The sequence below is a fragment of the Salmonella sp. SSDFZ69 genome, from assembly GCF_004010755.1.
GTDB classification, from domain to species: Bacteria; Pseudomonadota; Gammaproteobacteria; order Enterobacterales; family Enterobacteriaceae; genus Salmonella; species Salmonella enterica.
The window spans coordinates 2,807,733-2,829,951 of sequence record NZ_CP034831.1 but is presented as its reverse complement, the minus strand read 5'-3'; the positions used below and the strand labels follow the sequence as shown (position 1 = coordinate 2,829,951).

Annotated in this window: 24 protein-coding genes and 1 tRNA gene; 11 read left to right on the top strand and 14 right to left on the bottom strand. The window is 50.9% G+C overall.

Features of this window, described 5'->3' with window-relative positions; translation table 11 throughout:
• The 3 genes from pqiB to rmf all read left to right on the top strand — a co-directional run bounded on the left by pqiB (position 1) and on the right by rmf (position 2,624).
• Positions 1-1,641 carry an intermembrane transport protein PqiB gene (gene pqiB / locus EOS98_RS14300; protein ID WP_000433414.1) on the top strand — a complete coding sequence of 547 codons (1,641 nt, stop codon included), beginning with the start codon at positions 1-3 and terminating at the stop codon, positions 1,639-1,641.
• Positions 1,638-2,201 (top strand): membrane integrity-associated transporter subunit PqiC, encoded by a 564-nt coding sequence (pqiC, locus tag EOS98_RS14295; protein ID WP_080213074.1) that lies wholly within the window; start codon positions 1,638-1,640, stop codon positions 2,199-2,201. Before pqiB ends, pqiC begins: the two co-directional genes overlap by 4 nt.
• 255 nt (positions 2,202-2,456) lie before the next feature.
• Positions 2,457-2,624 carry a ribosome modulation factor gene (rmf, locus tag EOS98_RS14290; protein ID WP_001537784.1) on the top strand — a complete coding sequence of 56 codons (168 nt, stop codon included), beginning with the start codon at positions 2,457-2,459 and terminating at the stop codon, positions 2,622-2,624.
• A gap of 99 nt (positions 2,625-2,723) precedes the next feature.
• Here the strand turns inward: rmf and fabA are convergent, their stop codons facing one another.
• The gene (fabA, locus tag EOS98_RS14285) at positions 2,724-3,242 is read right to left on the bottom strand and encodes a bifunctional 3-hydroxydecanoyl-ACP dehydratase/trans-2-decenoyl-ACP isomerase (protein WP_000227928.1); all 519 of its coding nucleotides are present in this window, start codon (positions 3,240-3,242) and stop codon (positions 2,724-2,726) included.
• 68 nt (positions 3,243-3,310) lie between these two features.
• Positions 3,311-5,071, bottom strand: a complete 1,761-nt coding sequence (locus EOS98_RS14280) for an AAA family ATPase (protein ID WP_126524154.1) — start codon at positions 5,069-5,071, stop codon at positions 3,311-3,313.
• 185 nt (positions 5,072-5,256) lie between these two features.
• Here EOS98_RS14280 and matP point away from each other — a divergent pair, with 185 nt between their 5' ends.
• Positions 5,257-5,709 carry a macrodomain Ter protein MatP gene (matP, locus tag EOS98_RS14275; protein ID WP_000877172.1) on the top strand — a complete coding sequence of 151 codons (453 nt, stop codon included), beginning with the start codon at positions 5,257-5,259 and terminating at the stop codon, positions 5,707-5,709.
• 71 nt (positions 5,710-5,780) lie between these two features.
• Here matP and ompA read toward each other — a convergent pair whose 3' ends face one another.
• Positions 5,781-6,833 (bottom strand): porin OmpA, encoded by a 1,053-nt coding sequence (gene ompA, locus EOS98_RS14270; RefSeq protein WP_001670727.1) that lies wholly within the window; start codon positions 6,831-6,833, stop codon positions 5,781-5,783.
• A 356-nt stretch (positions 6,834-7,189) separates the two neighbouring features.
• Complete coding sequence (gene sulA / locus EOS98_RS14265; RefSeq protein WP_023195822.1) at positions 7,190-7,699, bottom strand: SOS-induced cell division inhibitor SulA; 510 nt, start codon at positions 7,697-7,699, stop codon at positions 7,190-7,192.
• 216 nt (positions 7,700-7,915) lie between these two features.
• Between sulA and EOS98_RS14260 the strand changes: the two genes are divergently transcribed.
• Positions 7,916-8,521 (top strand): TfoX/Sxy family DNA transformation protein, encoded by a 606-nt coding sequence (locus tag EOS98_RS14260; RefSeq protein ID WP_126524153.1) that lies wholly within the window; start codon positions 7,916-7,918, stop codon positions 8,519-8,521.
• On the opposite strand, the gene yccS is transcribed toward EOS98_RS14260, so the two are convergent.
• Both yccS and EOS98_RS14250 read right to left on the bottom strand, forming a co-directional pair.
• Positions 8,508-10,661 carry a YccS family putative transporter gene (yccS, locus tag EOS98_RS14255; RefSeq protein WP_000950876.1) on the bottom strand — a complete coding sequence of 718 codons (2,154 nt, stop codon included), beginning with the start codon at positions 10,659-10,661 and terminating at the stop codon, positions 8,508-8,510. The genes EOS98_RS14260 and yccS overlap by 14 nt on opposite strands.
• Positions 10,662-10,679: 18 nt before the next feature.
• Positions 10,680-11,126 (bottom strand): YccF domain-containing protein, encoded by a 447-nt coding sequence (locus EOS98_RS14250; RefSeq protein ID WP_001261222.1) that lies wholly within the window; start codon positions 11,124-11,126, stop codon positions 10,680-10,682.
• Positions 11,127-11,249: 123 nt separating this feature from the next.
• Between EOS98_RS14250 and helD the strand changes: the two genes are divergently transcribed.
• The gene (gene helD / locus EOS98_RS14245) at positions 11,250-13,304 is read left to right on the top strand and encodes a DNA helicase IV (RefSeq protein ID WP_126524152.1); all 2,055 of its coding nucleotides are present in this window, start codon (positions 11,250-11,252) and stop codon (positions 13,302-13,304) included.
• Between the two features lie 35 nt (positions 13,305-13,339).
• Here the strand turns inward: helD and mgsA are convergent, their stop codons facing one another.
• A complete protein-coding gene (mgsA, locus tag EOS98_RS14240; protein WP_000424187.1) occupies positions 13,340-13,798 on the bottom strand; it encodes a methylglyoxal synthase in 459 nt (152 codons plus the stop codon).
• Positions 13,799-13,892: 94 nt separating this feature from the next.
• On the bottom strand, positions 13,893-14,555 hold the full coding sequence (locus tag EOS98_RS14235) for a DUF2057 family protein (protein ID WP_000847736.1): 663 nt from the start codon (positions 14,553-14,555) through the stop codon (positions 13,893-13,895).
• A gap of 173 nt (positions 14,556-14,728) precedes the next feature.
• Here EOS98_RS14235 and EOS98_RS14230 point away from each other — a divergent pair, with 173 nt between their 5' ends.
• Entirely contained in the window at positions 14,729-15,142 is a 414-nt protein-coding gene (locus EOS98_RS14230) for a CoA-binding protein (protein ID WP_001537782.1), read from the top strand.
• A 44-nt stretch (positions 15,143-15,186) separates the two neighbouring features.
• Here EOS98_RS14230 and hspQ read toward each other — a convergent pair whose 3' ends face one another.
• Together hspQ and rlmI are read right to left on the bottom strand one after the other, a co-directional pair.
• On the bottom strand, positions 15,187-15,504 hold the full coding sequence (gene hspQ, locus EOS98_RS14225; protein ID WP_000561983.1) for a heat shock protein HspQ: 318 nt from the start codon (positions 15,502-15,504) through the stop codon (positions 15,187-15,189).
• Between the two features lie 57 nt (positions 15,505-15,561).
• On the bottom strand, positions 15,562-16,773 hold the full coding sequence (gene rlmI / locus EOS98_RS14220) for a 23S rRNA (cytosine(1962)-C(5))-methyltransferase RlmI (protein WP_126524151.1): 1,212 nt from the start codon (positions 16,771-16,773) through the stop codon (positions 15,562-15,564).
• Between the two features lie 214 nt (positions 16,774-16,987).
• Between rlmI and EOS98_RS14215 the strand changes: the two genes are divergently transcribed.
• From EOS98_RS14215 to yccX, 3 genes are read left to right on the top strand one after another with little or no spacing between them, the layout of a single operon-like run.
• A complete protein-coding gene (locus tag EOS98_RS14215) occupies positions 16,988-17,536 on the top strand; it encodes a YbhB/YbcL family Raf kinase inhibitor-like protein (RefSeq protein ID WP_024158869.1) in 549 nt (182 codons plus the stop codon).
• Between the two features lie 25 nt (positions 17,537-17,561).
• Complete coding sequence (locus tag EOS98_RS14210; protein ID WP_023215819.1) at positions 17,562-18,341, top strand: AraC family transcriptional regulator; 780 nt, start codon at positions 17,562-17,564, stop codon at positions 18,339-18,341.
• 48 nt (positions 18,342-18,389) lie between these two features.
• A complete protein-coding gene (yccX, locus tag EOS98_RS14205) occupies positions 18,390-18,671 on the top strand; it encodes an acylphosphatase (RefSeq protein ID WP_126524150.1) in 282 nt (93 codons plus the stop codon).
• Here the strand turns inward: yccX and tusE are convergent.
• Together tusE and yccA are read right to left on the bottom strand one after the other, a co-directional pair.
• Positions 18,668-18,997 (bottom strand): sulfurtransferase TusE, encoded by a 330-nt coding sequence (tusE, locus tag EOS98_RS14200; protein WP_000904446.1) that lies wholly within the window; start codon positions 18,995-18,997, stop codon positions 18,668-18,670. The two genes, yccX and tusE, sit on opposite strands and share 4 nt — an antisense overlap.
• Before the next feature lie 86 nt (positions 18,998-19,083).
• On the bottom strand, positions 19,084-19,743 hold the full coding sequence (yccA, locus tag EOS98_RS14195) for an FtsH protease modulator YccA (protein ID WP_000374046.1): 660 nt from the start codon (positions 19,741-19,743) through the stop codon (positions 19,084-19,086).
• Between the two features lie 394 nt (positions 19,744-20,137).
• On the opposite strand from yccA, the gene EOS98_RS14190 reads away from it, so the two are divergent.
• A tRNA-Ser gene (locus EOS98_RS14190) sits at positions 20,138-20,225 on the top strand.
• Between the two features lie 136 nt (positions 20,226-20,361).
• Here EOS98_RS14190 and pipA read toward each other — a convergent pair.
• Positions 20,362-21,042, bottom strand: coding sequence for a type III secretion system effector protease PipA (gene pipA / locus EOS98_RS14185; protein ID WP_126524149.1), 681 nt, complete (start codon positions 21,040-21,042; stop codon positions 20,362-20,364).
• A gap of 222 nt (positions 21,043-21,264) precedes the next feature.
• Positions 21,265-22,140 (bottom strand): SPI-2 type III secretion system effector PipB, encoded by an 876-nt coding sequence (gene pipB / locus EOS98_RS14180; protein ID WP_126524148.1) that lies wholly within the window; start codon positions 22,138-22,140, stop codon positions 21,265-21,267.
• Positions 22,141-22,219: the final 79 nt, after the last annotated feature.

The following is a 22,219-nucleotide window of genomic DNA, read 5'->3' as shown; positions in this document are numbered from 1 at the left end:
ATGGAACCTAAAAAAGGGGAAGCCAAAGTACAAAAGGTGAAAAATTGGTCGCCTGTCTGGATATTCCCGATTGTTACTGCGCTTATCGGAGCCTGGATTCTGTTTTATCACTACAGCCACCAGGGACCGGAAGTGACCTTAATTACCACCAATGCGGAAGGCATTGAAGGCGGAAAAACGACGATCAAAAGTCGCAGCGTGGATGTCGGCGTGGTTGAAAGCGCGACGCTGACTGACGATCTGACCCATGTACAAATCAAAGCACGGCTTCATTCCGGTATGGAGAAGTTGCTGCATAAAGACTCGGTATTTTGGGTCGTAAAACCGCAGGTGGGGCGTGAAGGCATCAGCGGGCTTGGGACGTTGTTATCAGGCGCGTATATTGAACTACAACCAGGAAGTAAGGGCAGTCAGCCGGAAAGCTATCAGCTTCTTGACTCACCGCCGTTGGCGCCGCCCGATGCCAAAGGTATTCGTGTGATTCTGGACAGCAAAAAGGCCGGTCAGCTCAGTCCCGGCGATCCCGTTCTGTTCCGGGGTTATCGGGTAGGGTCCGTTGAAACCAGCTCTTTCGATCCGCAAAAACGGACAATGAGTTATCAGTTGTTCATTAAGGCGCCAAACGATCGATTGGTCACCAGTAATGTCCGATTCTGGAAAGATAGCGGTATCGCTGTGGATCTGACATCGGCGGGAATGCGCGTGGAAATGGGATCGTTGACGACGTTGTTTGGCGGCGGCGTGAGTTTTGATGTGCCGGAAGGACTTGAGCAGGGGCAACCCGTCGCCGAAAAAACGGCGTTTAATCTCTACGACGATCAAAAAAGTATTCAGGATTCGCTGTATACCGATCATATCGATTACCTGATGTTCTTTAAAGATTCGGTGCGCGGATTACAACCCGGCGCGCCGCTGGAGTTCCGCGGTATTCGTCTGGGGACGGTAAGCAAAGTGCCTTTCTTTGCGTCTAAAATGCGCCAGGTATTTAACGACGATTACCGTATTCCTGTGCTGGTGCGCATTGAACCGGAGCGTCTGAAAGCGCAATTGGGAGAAAATGCGGATGTTGGCGCGCATTTGACGGAACTGCTTAAGCGCGGTTTACGCGCTTCGCTTAAAACCGGTAACCTGGTGACCGGGGCGCTGTATGTCGATCTGGACTTTTATCCTAAGGAGCCGCCGATCACCGGGCTACGCGAATTTGATGGTTATGAAATTATTCCCACCGTCAGCAGCGGCCTGGCGCAAATTCAACAGCGACTGGTGGAAACGTTGGATAAGATCAACAACCTGCCGCTGAATCCGATGATTGAACAAGCGACCAATACGCTGTCTGAAAGCCAGCGTACTATGCGTCGGCTGCAAACCACGCTGGATAATATGAACAAGATTACCTCCAGTCAGTCGATGCAGCAGCTTCCGGCAGATATGCAAACGACGTTACGCGAACTTAACCGCAGTATGCAAGGCTTCCAGCCTGGATCGGCGGCGTATAACAAAATGGTGGCGGATATGCAGCGTCTCGATCAGGTGCTTCGTGAGTTACAACCGGTGTTGAAAACTCTGAACGAGAAGAGCAACGCGCTGGTATTTGAAGCGAAGGATAAAAAAGATCCTGAGCCTAAGAGGGCGAAACAATGAAAAAATGGCTAGTCGTGATAATGGCGTTCTGGCTGGCGTCATGTAGCTCCGGCGGAGAGAATAAAAGCTATTATCAGCTCCCGATAGCGCAAAGCGGTGTGCAAAGCACCGCAAGCAAGGGCAACCGTCTCTTATGGGTAGAGCAGGTTTCCGTACCTGACTATCTGGCAGGTAACGGCGTGGTGTATCAAACCAGTGATGTCCAGTATGTGATTGCCAATAACAATCTGTGGGCCAGCCCGCTGGACCAGCAATTACGTAACACGCTGGTGGCGAATCTTAGCGCCCGGCTTCCTGGCTGGGTCGTCGCTTCCCAGCCGTTGGGAACCACCCAGGATACGTTGAACGTTACCGTAACCGGATTCCATGGACGTTACGATGGTAAGGTTATCGTCAGCGGGGAGTGGTTATTAAACCACAACGGACAACTGATTAAGCGGCCTTTCCATATCGAAGCCAGCCAGCAGAAAGATGGCTATGATGAGATGGTCAAAGTACTGGCAAGCGCATGGAGTCAGGAAGCAGCCGCTATCGCAGATGAGATAAAGCGCCTTCCCTGAGATAAAAGTAATGTAAATTTAACCGCTTCAGGTCGTGCGCCTGAGGCGGTTTTTTTATTTTTGACGCCGGAAAAATAGTTGTTATGGCTCACATTTTTTGTACAAATGATTTACCGTATAGCTCACAAATATGACATTGGTGTGAATTTTGCGCATTGACGGGCGATCCATTTAGAGGTATTCGTGTAGTGTGATTGCACATTTTGTAATCACTGTTTTCTTTTCCACCAGATACAAATATGAGGGAAACGAGGCATGAAGAGACAAAAACGAGATCGCCTGGAACGGGCACATCAACGTGGATATCAGGCCGGCATCGCCGGACGATCAAAAGAAATGTGTCCCTATCAGACGCTGAATCAACGGTCATACTGGTTGGGAGGTTGGCGACAAGCCATGGAGGACAGGGCGGTAATGGCCTGATTCTGTCTCTTTAGAAAAAGAAACCTCCGCAGTGCGGAGGTTTCGCCTTTATTGGCTTTGCAAGCATGATACCGATAGCGCGGAATATCAATTCAACACTTAGAACGCGGAAGTATCCTGGAACAAACCGACTTTCAAATCGTGTGCGGTATAGATCAGACGACCATCAACCAGAACCTCACCGTCCGCCAGACCCATGATCAGGCGACGGTTTACGATACGTTTGAAATGAATGCGATAGGTGACTTTCCTGGCTGTCGGCAGAACCTGGCCGGTAAATTTCACTTCGCCCACGCCCAGAGCGCGGCCTTTGCCTTCGCCGCCCAACCAGCCCAGGTAGAATCCCACCAATTGCCACATAGCATCCAGACCCAGACAACCGGGCATCACCGGATCGCCGATAAAGTGGCATCCGAAGAACCATAGATCCGGATTGATATCCAGCTCGGCTTCAACATAGCCTTTGTCGAAATTGCCGCCCGTTTCGGTCATCTTAACGACGCGGTCCATCATCAGCATGTTCGGCGCAGGGAGTTGCGGCCCTTTAGCGCCAAACAGTTCACCACGACCAGAGGCAAGAAGGTCTTCTTTTGTATAGGATTCGCGTTTATCTACCATGTTTTATGTAAACCTTATTTTATTGAAGCACGCAGGATAGCTAACACGTGTACGCTGAACAAGTCCGATCAGTTCGGAATAAAAGCGTTCAGCCAACGTAATGGCCACGGGAAACGATGACGGCCTTCCTGTTGCGTCGCCTGCGCGATACGCTCCTGGATAGTCTGCATCAACGTCGTTTGACCTTCGCCATCCCACACCAGATTTAACAGTAGCGGTAAGGCGTCGGTCACGTCGTCTACCGCCCAGATAGTGAACTTATCTTCTTTAACCGCTTGCAGCAGTTCAGATTTAAGACTGAGATGGCGGACGTTGGCGGCAGGGATAATTACGCCCTGTTTACCGTTTAATTCCCGCTGCTCGCAGATGGCGAAGAAACCTTCAATTTTTTCGTTTAGCCCGCCCACCGGTTGCGCGCGACCAAACTGATCGACCGAGCCGGTAATCGCAATGTTTTGATTCACTGGCACATTGGCCAGCGCGCTGATGAGCGCACATAATTCCGCCATTGAGGCGCTATCGCCATCCACTTCGCTGTAGGACTGCTCAAAGGTTAACGAGGCAGAGAAGGGAATTTGTTGCTCCAGCTGCAACTCCGACATCAGGAAGGCCTGCATAATCATCATTCCCTTAGCGTGGATATTCCCGCCAAGTTCGGCCTTGCGCTCAATATCGTTAAATTCGCCATCGCCGATATGCACAACACAGCTAATTCGCGACGGTTCGCCAAAGGCGCGCGGATGCCCGGGAAATTCAATGACGGAAAGCGCATTGATTTGTCCAACGCGTTCGCCTTCGGTTTCAATCAGGATCTGCTCTTGCAGAATCTCATCCTGCATCCGTTCCGCCAGAAAGCCTTCTCGCCATTCGCGTCGGGCAAGCATCAGGCTGAGCGCTTCTGCGCCGCAGGTATCGCCTTCGCATAAAGGCGACGCCTCCTTAAACTGGCGGGCTATCCACAGTGGGCAAAGAGGCAGCGTATCCTGTTCGCCGGTATAGCGCACAGCCTCGCGTATCAGAACGGGCCAGGCGTCCGGTGCCGGAGGGGGCAAATTATCGCGTAAAGCGATACGCGTCACCCATTGACACCACAGGGTCATAGCTTCTGCGTCCGCTATCTGTAAATTGTCTTCAAATTCACTGTAGATAGCCTGTTCCGCGAGCTCCGGTTCCATCTCCTGAAAATCAGCCAGTGATTCACGTTCGCCAACCAGAATCACCTTCAGTTTGAGCGGCATTGACGGCACGGAGACCGGTAATGGACGCGACTCGTCAAAGGCCACCCAGTCAAAACGCTCGCGGCTAACGATGGCTTTCAGACGCATCCACAGTAACGGCTGCGCCAGAAGGGTTCGTAAGGAAATAATCAGCACGCCGCCGTTCGCCTGATGAACCAGTCCCGGCTGCAGGATAATGTCGCCGTTATACTGCCGCAGGCAACCAAAGAGCTGTTCGGCTTCGACCCAGTCCGCGCTGACGACTTGTGTGACGGTGGCAAAGTTGTCTTGCGCATTCTGCGCGGCGCGGTAATGAACAGTATGCCCGGAAACGTCATAATGTCCGCCGGTTAATTGTCCGGCATCGGTTTGCAGAGCGCGGACGGCATCTGAAAGTAAAGTGAGATACTCTTGCTCTTCAGGCGCTTTAGTCAGCATAAAAGAGGATGATGCCCACGGCTGTATAAGTTGCTCAAGCGCAAATTGCAGTCGTGGCTGAGTATCACTGAGTAAGGTGTCGTTTTCGTCAGTCGCGTGTGGCTGTGCAAATATCTCCTGATAGCTTTCGCTATCCGGAACCAGATCACGCCATGCAAGTTTCGTAATGGTCAAAGTTGAGGTTTTTTAGTCTGTTGTAAAAGGGGGGATTATAGCCTAACCCGTCACGCTGCACACGCGGAAAGCGAATGCAAAGTAATATGAAGACGTGTAACCATTCACAGGTTAGAGATTCTTTTCTTCAGATGGCTAAAAAACTGATATTCTGATAACAGTTACACGGTAACGTTGGGATCGCAATGAAATATCAACAACTTGAAAATCTTGAAAGCGGTTGGAAATGGAAATATCTGGTGAAAAAGCACCGCGAAGGGGAGTTGATCACCCGCTACGTGGAAGCCAGTGCTGCCCAGGAAGCCGTCAATTTGTTGTTGGCCCTCGAAAATGAACCGGTGCGGGTAAATGTCTGGATAGACAGGCATATGAATCCTGCCTTGCTTAATCGGATGAAACAAACCATTCGGGCAAGACGCAAACGACACTTCAATGCGGAACATCAGCATACGCGCAAAAAATCTATCGATTTAGAGTTTATGGTCTGGCAGCGTCTGGCGGGCCTTGCGCAGCGACGCGGTAAAACATTATCCGAAACGATAGTGCAACTGATAGAAGACGCGGAGCATAAAGAGAAATATGCCACGCAAATGACCACGTTAAAGCAGGATTTACAGGCGTTATTAGGCAAGAAGTAACGCTGAAAGGCGTTGTCACCCAGACCAGAGCAAAAAACCCCGCGACGCGGGGTTTTTTATCAGACGGAAACTTAAGCCTGCGGCTGAGTTACCACGTCTTTAACGCCTTTAACTTCGATCTCTACGCGACGATCCGGAGCCAGGCAATCGATCAGGGCAGCGCGAGGTTTCACGTTGTCACAGGTGTTGCCGGTAACCGGGTTAGATTCGCCCATACCACGTGCGGAGATTTTGTCAGACGGAATACCTTTGGAGATCAGGTAATCAACAACAGACTGAGCACGTTTCTCGGACAGACCCTGGTTGTAAGCGTCAGAACCGATACGGTCAGTGAAGCCCAGAACGACAACGGAACCGTCTTTCGGATCCAGGTTGCTCAGCTGGCTGTACAGCTGATCCAGAGCCTGCTGGCCTTCCGGCTTCAGGGTAGATTTGTTGAAGTTGAACAGTACGTCAGACTTCAGAGTGAAGTGCTTGGTCTGTACTTCCGGAGCCGGAGCCGGTGCCGGAGCGACTACCGGAGCAGCTTCTTGCTGGCCGAAACGGTAGGAAACACCTACGCTCAGCAGGCCGTTGTCCGGACGGGTGCCGATGGTGTTGGCATCACCGATGTTGTTAGTCCACTGGTATTCCAGACGGGTTGCGATTTCAGGGGTGATGGCATACTCGATACCGCCCGCGAATACCGGGGAAACGCCGGTGTCGTGGTCTTTAGTAGACGGGCCGCCAGGGACGTTAGACTTGGTGTCTGCACGCCATACCATACCACCCAGACGGGTATAAACGTCCAGATCGTCAGTGATTGGATAACCCAGTTTAGCGGTCAACTGAACGCCCTGAGCTTTATAAGCGCCATTGATGTTGTCGCCTTTGTACGGCATACGGCCTAACCAGTCGTAGCCCATTTCAAAGCCAACGTACGGGTTAACCTGGTAACCACCAAAAGCACCTGCGCCCAGTTGGTTTTCATGAGTCGGGCCATCATTGTTAATGAAGCCGGTGTCATGGTACTGAGACCAGCCCAGTTTAGCACCAGCGTACCAGGTGTTATCTTTCGGAGCGGCCTGCGCTACGGTAGCGAAACCAGCCAGTGCCACTGCAATCGCGATAGCTGTCTTTTTCATTTTTTGCGCCTCGTTATCATCCAAAATACGCCATGAATATCTCCAACGAGATAACACGGTTAAATCCTTCACCGGGGGATCTGCTCAATAGTTACTCTACCGATATCTACGGCTTATGCTGAGCACCCCTGGCGATGTAAAGTCTACAACGTAGTTGGAAACTTACAAGTGTGAACTCCGTCAGACATGTGAAAAAAACATGACGGATATACACATCATTTAACAGTTTCAGATGATAAATCGTACAGCAAAAATTGCGGAAACCGCTTCTGACAAGCGTTCTCGCAAAAAAAACGTTAGCACTCAAAGGAGATACGTTCGCGTAAAAAAAAGTCCAGGATAAATCCTAATTTTACTTAATGATACAAATTAGAGTGAATTTTTAGCCCGGAATGCTGTCTCCTGGGTAAAGCGTGCGCACGTATAGGGCGCATGATAAACCCTACCGCATTACCTACCTTCGCTGCTTCAACCAGGCTGGCATGTTCTTCTTCTGTCAGTTCTTCAGTCATCCAACCAATTACCACGCTGTAATTTCCTGTACGCAAAGCGCGGATCATCGACTCCAGCGTATGACGAGGCGCAAGCTGGCTAATTTGCATCACTTTCGTTAATGGCAAACCTGAAGACTGTACCCATTCACGGCTGAGCTTTTGCTGCGGCGTGAGCCAGAGCTGCCAGCGTGATTGTTGGCCTAACTGACGGAGTAAAGGCAAAAGCAGGAGTTGCGCCATCATGGGCTGGTCTTCGTGGTAGACAACTTCACTGACCAGTCCTGCCGCGGCATTTTCCGTAGCGGTGCGCGCAGCGTTGTGGGTAGTGGTAGGAAATGACGAAGAACGATTTGCATAACCTGAAGTGTACATAATCAATCCAGCCCTGTGAGTTACTGTATATTCATACAGTACCCCTGTGGCGATGAAAGATCAACTCTATTTTCGGAAACTGTCTCGCAATTTTTATTCTTAGTGGCGTCAAAAATAAAAATCATCTTGCTCGCGGAGTATAAGTTGCCTATTTTCGTCATTAACGGATCCGTTACTGCAAATCATTCTTTTACTTTATGATTTAAAAGGAATTTTATGAGAGCACTCTCTTATGACAGGATCTATAAATCGCAAGAATATTTGGCCTCTTTGGGGACGATCCAGTATCGATCTTTATTCGGTAGCTATAGTCTGACCGTGGAGGATACCGTCTTTGCGATGGTGGCTAATGGCGAGCTTTATCTCCGCGCCTGTGAAGAAAGCGTACCCTACTGTGTGAAGCATCCTCCCGCCTGGCTCATGTTTATGAAATGTGGACGTCCCGTTATGCTCAACTATTACCGGGTGAATGAAAGCCTGTGGCGCGATCAGCAGCAGCTGGTGCGTTTATCGAAGTATTCTCTTGACGCGGCAATGAAGGAAAAACACAGCCGTATTTTACAGCACAGACTCAAAGATCTCCCCAATATGACCTTCCATCTGGAAACATTGCTCAATGAGTCAGGGATAAAGGACGAAAATATGTTACGCATACTGGGCGCGAAAATGTGCTGGCTAAGGTTGCGACAAAGCAATCCCTTGCTGACGGTGAAAGTTTTGTATGCCCTGGAAGGCGCAATTGTCGGCGTACATGAAGCGGCGCTCCCGGCGAGTCGTCGCCAGGAGCTTGCCGACTGGGCTCATTCGCTTACGGCTGGGTAATTAATGTAGAAGTCGGCGGTGAAATTTGCCGTTGCAAGCGTCCAATCTCGGGCAGTAAGGCAATGAGCAAACCAATTTGTTGAACAACCAGAGGTTCTTTGCTGTCCGGACGTGTTTCCAGTGACTGAACTCGCTGCTTTAAACCCTCCAGCGCCTGGTGTACGCGCTGTTCGTCTTCAGGTTGATGATGAAGCGCATCATCAACGTAGCAGACCGCGTCATCCAGAAGCCCCAACACGTCCGGATTACTGAGCTTTTCGCGGTGCGCGCCGAGGGCGGAGATATAGCTGGTAAAAGTGTGATTGAGGCAAAGCAGCCTGAACGCCGCCTCCCGGGTTTCAGCCGTGACGTCGGGTTCGCTCGACATATTAGAAACCACGGATGCCAGTTCTGCATCGCGGTTGTGCGCGTCGCGTCTGGCAATGCGATAGGCCAGGCGGTTATCCCGTCCCTGGTGATATTGCTCAAGGATCGCATCAAGGTAGCGGCAATTAGCATCGGTGGCGCGCTGGAGTACCCGGGGAAGGTTGCGAAAGCGCCAGTCCGGCCAAATAAAGCTGACCGCAGCCCAGGCGATAGCGCAGCCAATTAACGTGTCGACGACGCGCGGTAACGCTACCTCGAAGCCTTCGCCCAGGAGGTTAAAGCAGAGTAATACCAGCAGGGTGATGAACATCGTCGCATGGGCATACTGCACATTACGGAATGCGAAGAAAAGCACGCCGGTAATCACCAGCAGAACTAACTGTCCTTCAAGCGAAGGGACAAACCATAAAATCGGCAGGCCGATCGCAACGCCTACCAATGTACCGATAATCCTGAGCGCAAGGCGATGGCGGGTCGCGTTATAGTTAGGCTGACAAACGAACAGGCTGGTGAGCAATATCCAGTACCCGTGGCGCATCCCGGTAATTTGGATGAGAGCATAACCGATGCACAATACCAGCGACATGCGTACCGCATGGCGAAAGAGAGCGGATTCCGGGGTAAAATTACGGCTCAGACGCAGCCAGATGTCGCTAAACCCGTGCAGGCTATCATCAGCCAACTGGTTTTCTGACTCATTGCGCGGCATTGCCTGGGCCTGCTCCGACTCGATCGTCGCCAGTTGCGCATCAATAGCGCGTAGGTTGGTTAATAAGAACCCAAGCGTATTTAACAGCTCTAAAGAAGCGCCGCTGGCGCGCATACGTTCAAGCGCGGCGTCAATGTGGGTAAAGACGCGTTCAAAACGCGGATCATGCTGGTACGGCGTACGCAGTAAGATACAGCGCGCCAGCTGCGTACAGGCCTGCGCCTGCATCGACATCAGACGCTGAAAGCGGAACATGACGTCGCTATGGCGAAAATAATCGCGCAGTGTCTGGTATTGAATATGCGAAGAACTGGCGCGTTCATGAATATCCTGCGCCACAAAATAGTAATGGAGGGTGCGGCGCGTACCGCGTTGACCGCGATCGCCGCGCAGGCGACTCAATAACGACACTTTCGTTTGGTTCAGCGTCGCCATTAACTGCCCGTTCGCTAACGCTAAATCATAGAGCGGCGCCTGGCTTTCATCTTCAATATCAGGATCAAACAGACGTGATTTCAGTTCCAGATAGTGCGCTAACTGTTCGTAACTGCGTGCCAGATTATCCTGCAACGGACGGATCGGAAATAGCAGATGCCCGGTTAGCGTCAGTAGGTTATACCATACTGCGCCTGCCAGCAGGAGCAGTGGTTGTTGATACCAGTGATCGTATAGAGAGGTACCCAGCATCGTATAGATGGCAATGAGTAACGCGCCGAACGCGATGGTGGCATAGCGTTGCCCTAATCCTCCCAACAGAATAAACCCGCTGGTGGATAACGTTAAGCCCAACGCAAATAGCCACGGCCAGGGAAAGAGCAGCTCCACAGAAGCCGACGCGATAAAAAAGCAAATTAAGGTAATGATTAAATTACGCAAGCGTCCGGCAAGGCGGTCGTCGAGATCGGTTAGCGCCGCGGCAACCATACCGAGCGTGAGCGGGATGGTAAGTTTGACGTCGCCCAGCCACCAGGGCAGGGCGGTGGTGCCGCACAGAGCGATAAAAATGCGGATGTAATACAGCCAGGTACTGTTCCAGGTATAACGGCGAATCAACGGACTTAACATAAAGGCTATTTGTCCCGATCATTCAAAACGGCGGCGCGCGTTAGCTTCTCGCGCGGCGCGAGCGGTTTCTACAGAGACGACGCGGCGACCGACAGGCCAAAGCGCAATCGCGGCAATTTTAAAGTTCGCAATACCGACAGGTATCCCGATGATAGTGACACACTGCGCGATACCGGAGGCAATGTGCATCAGGCATAGCCACCAGCCGAAAAAAAGTAACCAGAAAATATTCAGCAAGGTACCGCCAGTATTCATTAATACGCTTTTCGCCGCCGGATTAAGTTCGTCAACGTGAATGGCTTCATTACCGTAAGGGAACAGGGACAGTTTGGTTATCTCCCAGCAGGAGCGGGTCAACGGCAGGGTAAAAATAAGCACAATACTGACCAGCGTCGCCAGCAGCCAGGCCAGCGTAGTGGCAAAGCCGCCCAGTACAAAGTTTAAAATATTCAGAACGGTACGCATAAACCCTCAGTTCATTCCGGTTTTCTATCACTGCGGGCAATTGTAACGTTTTTTTAGACTGGAGCACGTTTTCTCTGGCGGTTACACTGATAAGCACATCTTTACGTCTGGATTCGCTGAGTCATGGAACTGAAAGCTACTTCTCTTGGAAAACGTCTGGCGCAACACCCGTATGATCGTGCCGAGATCCTCAACGCTGGGGTGAAAGTGTCTGGCGACAGGCATGAATATCTTATTCCATTCAATCAGTTATTGGCGATTCACTGTAAGCGTGGGCTGGTATGGGGCGAGCTGGAGTTTGTCCTCCCGGAGGATAAAGTCGTGCGTTTGCACGGTACCGAGTGGTCGGAAACCCAGCAATTCCATCGCTATCTGGACGCGCACTGGCGTCGCTGGAGCCAGGAGATGAGTGATGTCGCCGCGCAGGCATTACAAGAGCAATGGGCGCGTATTAGTGAGCGAACGGGCGAAAACCAATGGCTTACCCGTGAACGCGTTCGGGGGCTGGAACACGAAATTCGCCAGACGTTTGCCGCTTTGCCGCTGCCGGTCTCACGTCTGGAGGAGTTTGCTCACTGTCGCGAGATATGGCGTAAGTGTCTGGCCTGGTTACAGGATAGCGAGGGAAGTCGGCAGCAGCATAATCAGGCGTATGCTGATGCCATGCTGGAAGCGCATGCCGACTTTTTTACGCAGATAGAATCTTCTCCGCTTAATCCTTCCCAGGCCAGGGCGGTGGTTAACGGCGAATCATCGTTACTGGTACTGGCGGGCGCGGGAAGCGGTAAGACCTCGGTGCTGGTGGCGCGCGCGGGTTGGCTGTTGGCGCGCGGACAAGCAGATGCGGGGCAAATTCTTTTACTGGCGTTTGGTCGCAAGGCGGCAGAGGAGATGGATGAGCGTATCCGCGAGCGCTTACATACGGAAGAGATTACTGCCCGTACGTTCCATTCGCTGGCGCTGTATATTATTCAGCAAGGCAGTAAAAAAGCGCCGGTTATCAGTAAGCTGGAAAGTGACGCCACCGCGCGGCATCAGCTATTTCTGCACACCTGGCGTCAGCAATGTAGCGAGAAAAAAGCGCAGGCCAAAGGCTGGCGTCAGTGGCTGGAAGAGGAGATGCAGTGGGTAGTGCCGGAAGGTAATTTCTGGGACGATGAGACATTACAGCGGCGTCTGGCCCCTCGCCTGGATCGTTGGGTCAGTTTGATGCGTATGCACGGCGGCGCGCAGGCAGAAATGATCGCTGGCGCGCCAGAGGAGTGCCGCGAGCTGTTTGGCAAACGCATTAAGCTGATGTCGCCGCTGCTAAAGGCCTGGAAAAGCGCGTTGAAAGCGGAAAATGCCGTTGATTTCTCCGGGCTGATCCATCAGGCAATGGTGATCCTCGAAAAAGGGCGTTTTATCAGCCCGTGGAAGCATATTCTGGTCGATGAATTTCAGGATATTTCCCCGCAACGGGCGGCGCTGTTAGAGGCGCTGCGCAAGCAGAATAGCCAGACTACGCTGTTTGCCGTTGGCGATGACTGGCAGGCGATTTACCGTTTTAGCGGGGCGCAGCTCTCCTTAACGACGGCGTTTCATCAGACGTTCGGCGAGGGCGAGCATTGCCACCTGGACACCACGTACCGCTTTAACAGTCGGATTGGCGATATTGCCAATCGCTTTGTACAGCAGAATCCGCACCAACTTAAAAAACCGTTAAATAGTCTGACCCCAGGCGATAAAAAAGCGGTGACATTATTGGATGAAAGCCAGTTGGACGCGTTACTGGATAAATTATCCGGCTATGCGAAGGAAGATGAACGTATCCTGGTGCTGGCGCGCTATCACCATCTGAAACCCGCGAGTCTACAAAAAGCGGCGACTCGCTGGCCGAAGTTACAGATAGACTTCATGACTATCCATGCCAGCAAAGGCCAACAGGCCGATTACGTGATTCTTGTCGGATTGCAAGAGGGTAACGACGGTTTCCCCGCCCCGGCGCGAGAATCCATTATGGAAAGTGCGCTTCTTCCTCAGGTTGAGGATTTTCCGGACGCTGAAGAGCGGCGTTTGTTATATGTGGCGTTGACGCGCGCGCGTGCGCGGGTCTGGCTGCTTTTCAATAAAGATAATCCCTCGCGCTTTGTGGAGGCGCTTAAACAGCTGGATGTGCCAGTGGCGAGGAAGCCCTAAAGCGCGGGCGGTACAGCATCCCGCCCGCGTAGCGGTTATTTCAGGCGCTCGGCCAGATAACGCGCATAATCCGGAATAAGAATATCTACAGCGTCATTAAAATGCGGGGACTGGATGATAAAGTCCGCCGTTGAGACGTTAGTGGCGACAGGGATATTCCATACGGTGGCCAGACGCAGTAGCGCTTTGACATCGGGGTCGTGCGGTACCGCGTTAAGCGGGTCCCAGAAGAATATCAATACGTCGATTTTCCCTTCTGAAATGAGCGCGCCAACCTGCTGGTCGCCGCCCATCGGGCCGCTCAGCATCGCATTAACGTCCATACCGGTTGCGCGCTGGATCAGATTCCCCGTGGTGCCGGTTGCATAAAGAACGTGTTTTTCCAGCAACGGCTGATGGCGTTCCACCCAGTTCATTAACATCTGTTTGCAGTGGTCGTGAGCAACCAACGCGATATGTTTGCGCGTCGGCAAGGTGCGAGTCGTCAGTTCCATAATTCGATTCCGTAGTTAACCTGTCTACAGATTACTGGAAGCGCTTGATGCTGCAAGAGAAAGACAAAAAAATTGCGCGCTGGGACAACTCATATCAAGAGGGCGGCTGTTTTTCCGCCCATTGCAGAAAATGATGGCGTGTCTGCGGGTCGGCCAGTCGGAACCAATATTTCAGCCGTTGTTCTGTCAGAGTTTGTGATTGCGGCGGTACGGTATCAAGCTCTGAGACGTCGGAAAGTAATGTGCTGTCGTCTGCCATCATCGTGGCGAACTGAGGAAGCGAGGCGCGTTTCGCCGATTTATTATAACGCTCGGTCTCTATTTCATAATCGACCACTTTAGCCGTAGAAGTAATGGCCAGAATATCGAGTTTTACCGGAATGGGCATGGCGTCGCCGTCCAAAAGCGCCAGACGCGGCGCCGCGTTAAAATGCGAGGCTTCGCGCTCGTTTTCCAGCCGCGGGAGCTGGAAATTGACCTGACTTATCAACTGGGTATCGAAACTTATCACCAGCGGCGGAGAAATATAAAGCCGCTCTTCATTACCGGACAGGCGGATGGTTTTTTCCACCCGGAAAACGAGTTGATGCGGCCCGTTTTCCAGTTCGATGCTCTCTGCGCCGCGTAATAAAGAGCTGGACACCTTTTTGCCGTCCAGCACCAGCAGATCAACCTCATTAGACAAACGGAGCGTTGTGGCAAAAACAGTCACCGGCAAACAGAGAGCAAGGAAGGTGGTTAGCGCGCCGGTTTTCATAAGGTTCTCCTGTCCAAAGGCCGTCTGGCTAATAATGTATCGAAATTTTTCTTAGATCATGTTTACTAACATATAGACATATTTTGGCGTTTTGCTCTCATACATCGGTATGGGATGAATGGTTGCTATGTCAGGTTTGTCGTACACTTTGCAAAACAGCCAGGAGAAAGATGATGAAAGAGACCGATATTGCTGATGTTTTGACGTCCACTCGCACTATCGCGCTGGTAGGTGCGAGCGATAAACCCGATCGTCCAAGTTATCGGGTAATGAAATACCTGCTTGAACAGGGCTACCATGTGATTCCGGTTGCGCCAAAAGTCGCGGGTAAGACATTGCTGGGGCAACAGGGGTATGCCACGCTGGCGGATATTCCCGAAAAAGTCGATATGGTGGATGTTTTTCGCAACTCTGAAGCTGCATGGGGCGTCGCGCAGGAAGCTATCGCCATCGGCGCAAAAACGCTGTGGCTACAGCTTGGCGTGATCAACGAACAGGCGGCGGTACTGGCGCGGGATGCAGGCATGACCGTGGTGATGGATCGCTGCCCGGCGATTGAGATCCCTCGCCTGGGGCTGGCGAAATAAAAGTTTAAATGGCCGGATATCGCTCTCCGGCCTTTTACATACAATCAGTTACGTAGTCGCGGCGCCTGAAGCTGCTTGCGAATGGTACGCGCCAGTTCATCCATCGATGGCTGTTCTGGATGCTCGTCCCGCATTTCGCTTCGCAACTGGGCCTCGGCCAGATAAGTATGCACTGGCTGACCATCATCATCTTCCATTACCACGTGGTACCACGGAGCGGCGCGAAGTTCGTCGTTAACCGCCAGTTCATCAGGCGACGGTTCATCAAGCGAATATTCCGGGTCGATATCGACGACCACTCCGAGGTAACCTAACAGGGAATGGCGGACCTGTTGGCCGATACCGAATTTGCTGGCTATCATAGTCACCTCCCGGGAAATAGATACCCTTTATATGAGGATACTATTCCACTTTTCAAGTTACATGACGCGACAGGCAAACCCTTTCAGATACAGCCCTTCCGGGTAGGTGGCGATCACCGGGTGATCGGCGGCCTGACGGAACTGCTCTATAAATTGTACATCACGACCGGCATCTATTGCGGCATCGGCAATGATTTTCTGAAATAAATCGCTGGTCATCAGTCCGGAGCAAGAGAATGTCAGCAGTATGCCGCCCGGATTGAGCAGTTGAATCGCTAACATGTTAATGTCTTTATAGCCCCGGCAGGCCCCCATTAACTGGCTTTTATTTTCGACGAATTTGGGCGGGTCCATGATGATGACGTCGAATTTTTCGCCGTGTTCACGGTAAGCGCGCAGCAACTTAAACACGTCATCGCGCACGAATTCGGCTTTGCTCAAGTCCAGTTGGTTCAGTTCAACGTTTTGCCTGGCGATATCCAGCGCATCCTGTGAGGTATCCACGCTGACAACCTGGCGACAACCGCCCATTAATGCCGACACGGCAAAACCGCCGGTATAAGAGAAGCAGTTCAGTACCCGCTGATTTTCCACGTAGCGGCGCGTCGCCAGACGACTGTCGCGCTGATCAAGATAATAACCGGTTTTGTGGCCGCCCTGGATATCGACCAGTAATTTCATACCGTGTTCTTCAATTGGCAGAAGCGCAGGCGGCAGTTCGCCAGTGACCGGACCTTGCGTCAGCGCCATCCCTTCTTTTTTCCGCACGGCGACGTCGCTGCGATCGTAAATAGCGCAATCCGGATAGCATGTTTGCAGAGCGCTAATTAATGCGGCACGTTGATATTCGGCCCCGGCGCTGAGCAGTTGCAGCACCAAAAAATGACCAAAACGATCGATAGTGACGCCAGGCAGGCCATCGGACTCACCGGCGATCAGACGATAGCTATCCAGGCCGTCTTTTTTTGCCAGCCAGTCGCGCCACTGCTGCGCCTGGCGCAGGCGGCGGGTGAAAAACGTAATATCAATGGATTCTGCTTTATCAAATGTCCAGACGCGCGCGCGGATCTGGGATGCTGGCGACCAGGCGCCGCGTGCTAACCACTTTCCCTGATGGTCGACGATATCGATAGTTTCACCGAGGTTGGCTTTGCCTTCCAGGCGGGAGACGGCGCCGGAAAAGACCCATGGGTGGCGGCGGAGTAAAGATTTTTCTCGCCCTTTGCTGAGGACTAAACGGGGATATTGCGGAAATGTAGATTCAGTCATGCGGAGTAACCTCTCACAAACAGTGACGCGAGCCGGATAATAGCTCCAGCCAGGGACCGTGAAAACGAAATGGCGCGTAGGGTAGCACAGATAAGAGGGGCAATCACCAGCGTATGGTGGTGAGCGTTTCTGCACAAAATAGAATCGTAAAGGCACAGTTTCTTCAGCGGGCGCTTTTTATAGTGTTATTTCTTTATATGAAGAAGGAAATACAATGAAAACAGTCTTCTCTTTGACCGCAGCCGCAATGATGGCATTAAGTGGCAGCGTATCTGCCGCGTCGGCGTTTAGCCTCAGTAGCGCGGATATTCCGGCGGATTTTCGTTTAACGCAACAGCACGTCTTTAAAGGATTTGGTTGTAGCGGAGAAAATATTTCGCCGCAGCTGAGCTGGCGCAATTCGCCTGCCGGAACCAAAAGCTACGCTATTACCGTCTTCGATCCTGATGCGCCCACCGGAAGCGGCTGGTGGCACTGGACGATGGTGAATATTCCTGCGCAGATTCACGACCTGCCGACGGGGGCTGATAAAAAAACGTTACCCGCTGGAGTGGTGCAGGGACGGAATGATTTCGGTTATGCTGGCTTTGGCGGCGCCTGTCCGCCGCCGGGCGATAAGCCTCATCGCTATCAGTTTACTGTGTGGGCGCTGAATACGGCAACACTGCCGCTCGACAGTGAGTCGAGTGGCGCGTTGGTAGGGTTTATGCTGAACGCGCATGTGATTGCGAAAGCACAATTCACGGCCACATACGGAAGATAAAACAGAGGACGGCACGGTGCAGGAGATGCATATTCGACATCAGGATCTTACGACGGCAGAGGTGCGTTCCAGTCATCTGCACCGTTTGCATCGTGTTACGCTTTTTTCCGCCGCTATCTGCCATATTACGCAGGGCAGTAAAGTCATCATTCAGGATGATAGCCGCCTTGTCGCCGGGTCGGGCGAGTTGATTATTATTCCGGCGAACACGCCGCTGGAGATTATTAATCAGCCTGCGCAGAACGGTTTTCGCTCCGACCTGTTGTTACTTTCACCGGAGATTATTGCTCGCTTTAAAACGATGTACGTTCAGGATTATCCACCGGCAAACCTGACATCGCTGTGTACGCCGATGAGCCGTAGCCTGACATTTATGTGGGAGAACGTGTTGGATGCTGTGCGCCAGGGTTTACCCGTTGGGCTACAGGAACATCAGGCGATGGGGTTACTGTTAGCGCTTTTGCATGATGGCGCGGCAGGACCGCTGCTTATTGAACGGCGTTACACCCTCACGGAGCAGGTGCGGCAACTGATTATGCTCTCGCCTGCTAAGCTATGGACAGCCCAGGAGATAGCCCGCCGTCTTGCTATGGGAACATCGACGCTGCGTCGGCGTTTGCAGCGCGAATCGCAGAGTTATCGACAAATTGTTGAAGAGGTGCGCATGTCCTGCGCGCTTTCTCAACTGCAATCGACGACGCTGCCGATCGGCGAAATAGCGCTACGGTGCGGTTACCTGTCGGGGTCGAGATTTACGGCCAGATTCCGCCAACATTATGGGTGTCTGCCCAGTCAGGTACGTTAAGTATGTCCTGTATGAGCCTCCACCACTGATTATGAAAGGAGAACCATCATGTCGAACGTCTGCATTATCGCCTGGGTTTATGGTCGAGTTCAGGGAGTCGGGTTTCGCTATACCACGCAGCATGAGGCGCAGCGGCTGGGGTTAACCGGCTATGCGAAGAATATGGATGACGGAAGCGTAGAAGTGGTGGCCTGTGGCGACGCGGTGCAGGTGGAAAAACTCATCAAGTGGCTGAAAGAGGGCGGGCCGCGCTCTGCTCGTGTGGACAAAATCCTTACTGAACCGCACAGCCCTCGCGAGACGCTAACAGGCTTTAGTATTCGGTATTAAATACATTTTACCGGCTTGGGCAGACCGGCGATTTTGGTCGCTTGCTTTGCCGGGCCTTTCGGGAACAGACGATATAGATAGCGGCTGTTGCCTTTTTCTTCGCCGAACTTATTCGCCATCGCTTTTACCAGCATTCGGATGGCGGGAGAGGTATTAAACTCCAGGTAAAATTCGCGCACGAAGCGCACGACTTCCCAGTGTTCCGCAGAGAGCTCAATGCCTTCATTGGCGGCGATAGCGACTGCCAGCGCTTCACTCCACTGCGTCGTCTCTTTCAGATAGCCTTCGCTATCAGTACTGATTTCTTTACCTTCAAAGATCAACATAACGTTTCACTGCGTAATCAACACGGACGGCAGTGTAGCAAAAAATAAAGCCCTGCATAAGCAGGGCTGGAAGAGGGGAATGTCGATTAGTCGCGGCTGGCGAAGCCCAGAATGCTGAGCAGGCTGACAAAGATGTTGTACAGCGAAACGTACAGGCTGACGGTCGCACGAATATAGTTGGTTTCACCGCCGTGAATGATGTTACTGGTTTCATACAGGATAGCGCCCGAGGAAATCAGGATAAACACCGCGCTAATCGCCAGGTGCAATGCAGGTAGTTGCAGGAAAATATTCGCCACCATACCAATCAGCACGACGACGATCCCGGCCATTAACATACCGCCCAGGAAAGACATATCCTTACGGGTGGTCAGAACGTAAGCGGAGCAGCAGAAAAATACTAACGCGGTACCACCCAGCGCCAGGCCAATGACATCGCCCATGCCTGCTGACAGATAGGCGTTAAGAATCGGGCCCAGGATATAGCCGAGGAAGCCGGTAAACGCAAAAGCAGACAGGATACCGACCGGCTTATTGGCGGTTTTATAGGTCAGGAACATCAGCCCATACATACCGACCAGCGTCAGAATCAGGCCGGGGGAGGGCAGCATCAGTACCGTACTGGCTGTCGCGGTAATTGCGGAGAAAGCCAGCGTCAGGCTCAACAGAAAATAGGTGTTGCGCAGTACTTTGTGCGTACTCAGTAGCGAGCTACGATCACGCGATGATGTAATGATACGATCCATTAGTCACTCTCTTATGACAGATGTAATTAATAAAGGAGAATAATAAAAACAGTCACTGTCACCCAGTGGTTTTACCCATCTTTACGCATTCGTTTACGTTTAGTTTCCTTAAGAGATTTCAGGTGATTACCATCGTTAAAACGGTCTTCTCATGCCTGGCGCTACGCCATAAAACAGGCGGCAGCTTCAACCACGCGTTACCGATAAAAAATTGATAATCACAGCGGTAAAACAGCGGGGACGATCAACACGTATTCAGCCAGTTTTTGTGTTGAAGAAATGGTCAATGTGCCGCTATTTCAGGCAATTAACGAAAATTTGCCTGTTTTTCACGCAAACGAACACATTCGGTCTTTACATGACGCACCGGGATGTTTATAGTGCGCCTCATTCCGGAAGTGTGGCCGAGCGGTTGAAGGCACCGGTCTTGAAAACCGGCGACCCGAAAGGGTTCCAGAGTTCGAATCTCTGCGCTTCCGCCAGATTAAACAAGGGGTTACCGAAAGGTAGCCCCTTTGTTTTTTGGGCGCTTAGAATATAGTTAGAAAATACTGCCAGAACATTTCCCGAAAAAACGGACTACGTGGGTTTTTAGTTTCTTTTCGTTTCCTGATGTGTCTATTTATTGAAGATGTAGACCATTCTGGGAGGTGAAGGATGCCCCATCTCTTTCAGAATAATGTTGGTATATTCGACAACAGGGCCTCTTGGATGATTTTCTTCTTTATCCTGAAGATGGGTCAGTGCATGTACAACTTCATGAATAAATGAACGTTTTGTGTCAAAAAGTTGTCTTCCTTCGTTACTTTCATAATGTTCGGTATATGAATCATCAGAATCGTCCAGATTGAGACAAATAACTTTCCTGCCTTCTGAAAGTTTGAAGTGTTCCTGAGCCACGGTAGTTTCAAAGGCTTCGCCTGCCCCCAGTAGCCAGCGCTGCTCCACATCATGTAGTTCTTTTTCATATGCGTAATTCATCAGTCTGCGGAATGTTTCGCTTTGGGTATACGCATTTTGAAGTACGGAGGATAGTTCATCGTAGCATTCGTCATAAGTGTCGTCATCAATTTCTGTATCAGGGTCTATTCCACCCGCGCCTGAGATAAGGTACTTCACCACACACTCTGGCTCCAGACGGAATTCACTGTTTATGGCAAGGCTGTCATGAGCAAGGCGTAGCCGTGAGGGGTTTGGTACATGTTCGGGAATATCGGGGAAAACAGGTGTATCTGCGGTATTTAATCCATATGTGGATACTCCGCTTTGAGGTATTAATCTGTAGGTGACCGGAAGCATAATTTCTTATTCCCTGACTACAATTATGAATTATTTAAATTAAACAATAATAGTGTTTTTAGTTAATGTGCCACATACAGATAACGCTATGATTCAGACAAAACCAACAAGTAATACGCTGAAAATGTTATTTATAATGAAACTTAGGGGTGGGGTTTGTTTAATAAAACAAGGGGGGCTTCTGCTTGAATACTTCTTGTTTATAAAATCCCTTTATCTCGACTAAAATATCGGATGGGGGAAAAGCGTTTTATCATTGTAATCCGGGAGTGGAGTAGGGGTATGTTGACTACCTGTCAGATCGGCTCCTGTTAATGCTTTCGCTAAAGTTAGAGCTATCTTATCTAATTTTGCACCATTTAGTTTGGTGTCAGTTAAGTCTGAGCCGAATAGAATTGCAGCGGTTAAGTTTACACCGGACATGTTAGCGCAAGTCAGGTCTGCGTGAGTCAGGTTTGCTTTAGTCATGTTTGAACCCATTAGATTTACAGCGTGTAGATTTGCACAACACAAATTTGCACCGACTAAATTTACATTAGAAAGAGTTGTTTCACGGAAATCTGCATTAGAAGCATCTATTTTTGACAAATCTTCCCCCTGGAAATCTTTATGAGCCAGGTTTACTCCGCGCAGGTTCAGAAAACCATCCTCGGTTATAAGTGAATCAGGCTGTTGTATATTATGTTTACTCATCAGCTTTAACATTCGACATACATTCCAAAATCTCTCACTATCAACGTTATCCGTTACAGTTTTTCCATTTTTGTTCACTTCAATAATGACCATGGGATCCGTATTTTCGGATGCTGCTCCACATGACAGACATATAGTACACCCGTTGACGTCCTCCAGAAATATTTTATTACCATCAAGGAAAGCATCTTTATTTACATATAATAATGATGTGGTCAGTTTTCCAATTACCTCCCGAAAGCATCTTTCATTGCTTCTTCTTACTCCACCACAGGTAAAAAAATTGACAAGCCACTCCAGTATACCGCGTGGTGAAGTTGCACTTTTCATTGCTTCTTTCGTACCGGTACCGGCCGCATGCAAATATCTTAATATATTTTCTGGGGACGCGTTAGTTATTGGCATTTTGATTCCTTCTTATGGAAGTGAGCCGATTCCTTATAGGTGTGAGTCAAGTCACATTTATACAAGGAATAATAAAAAA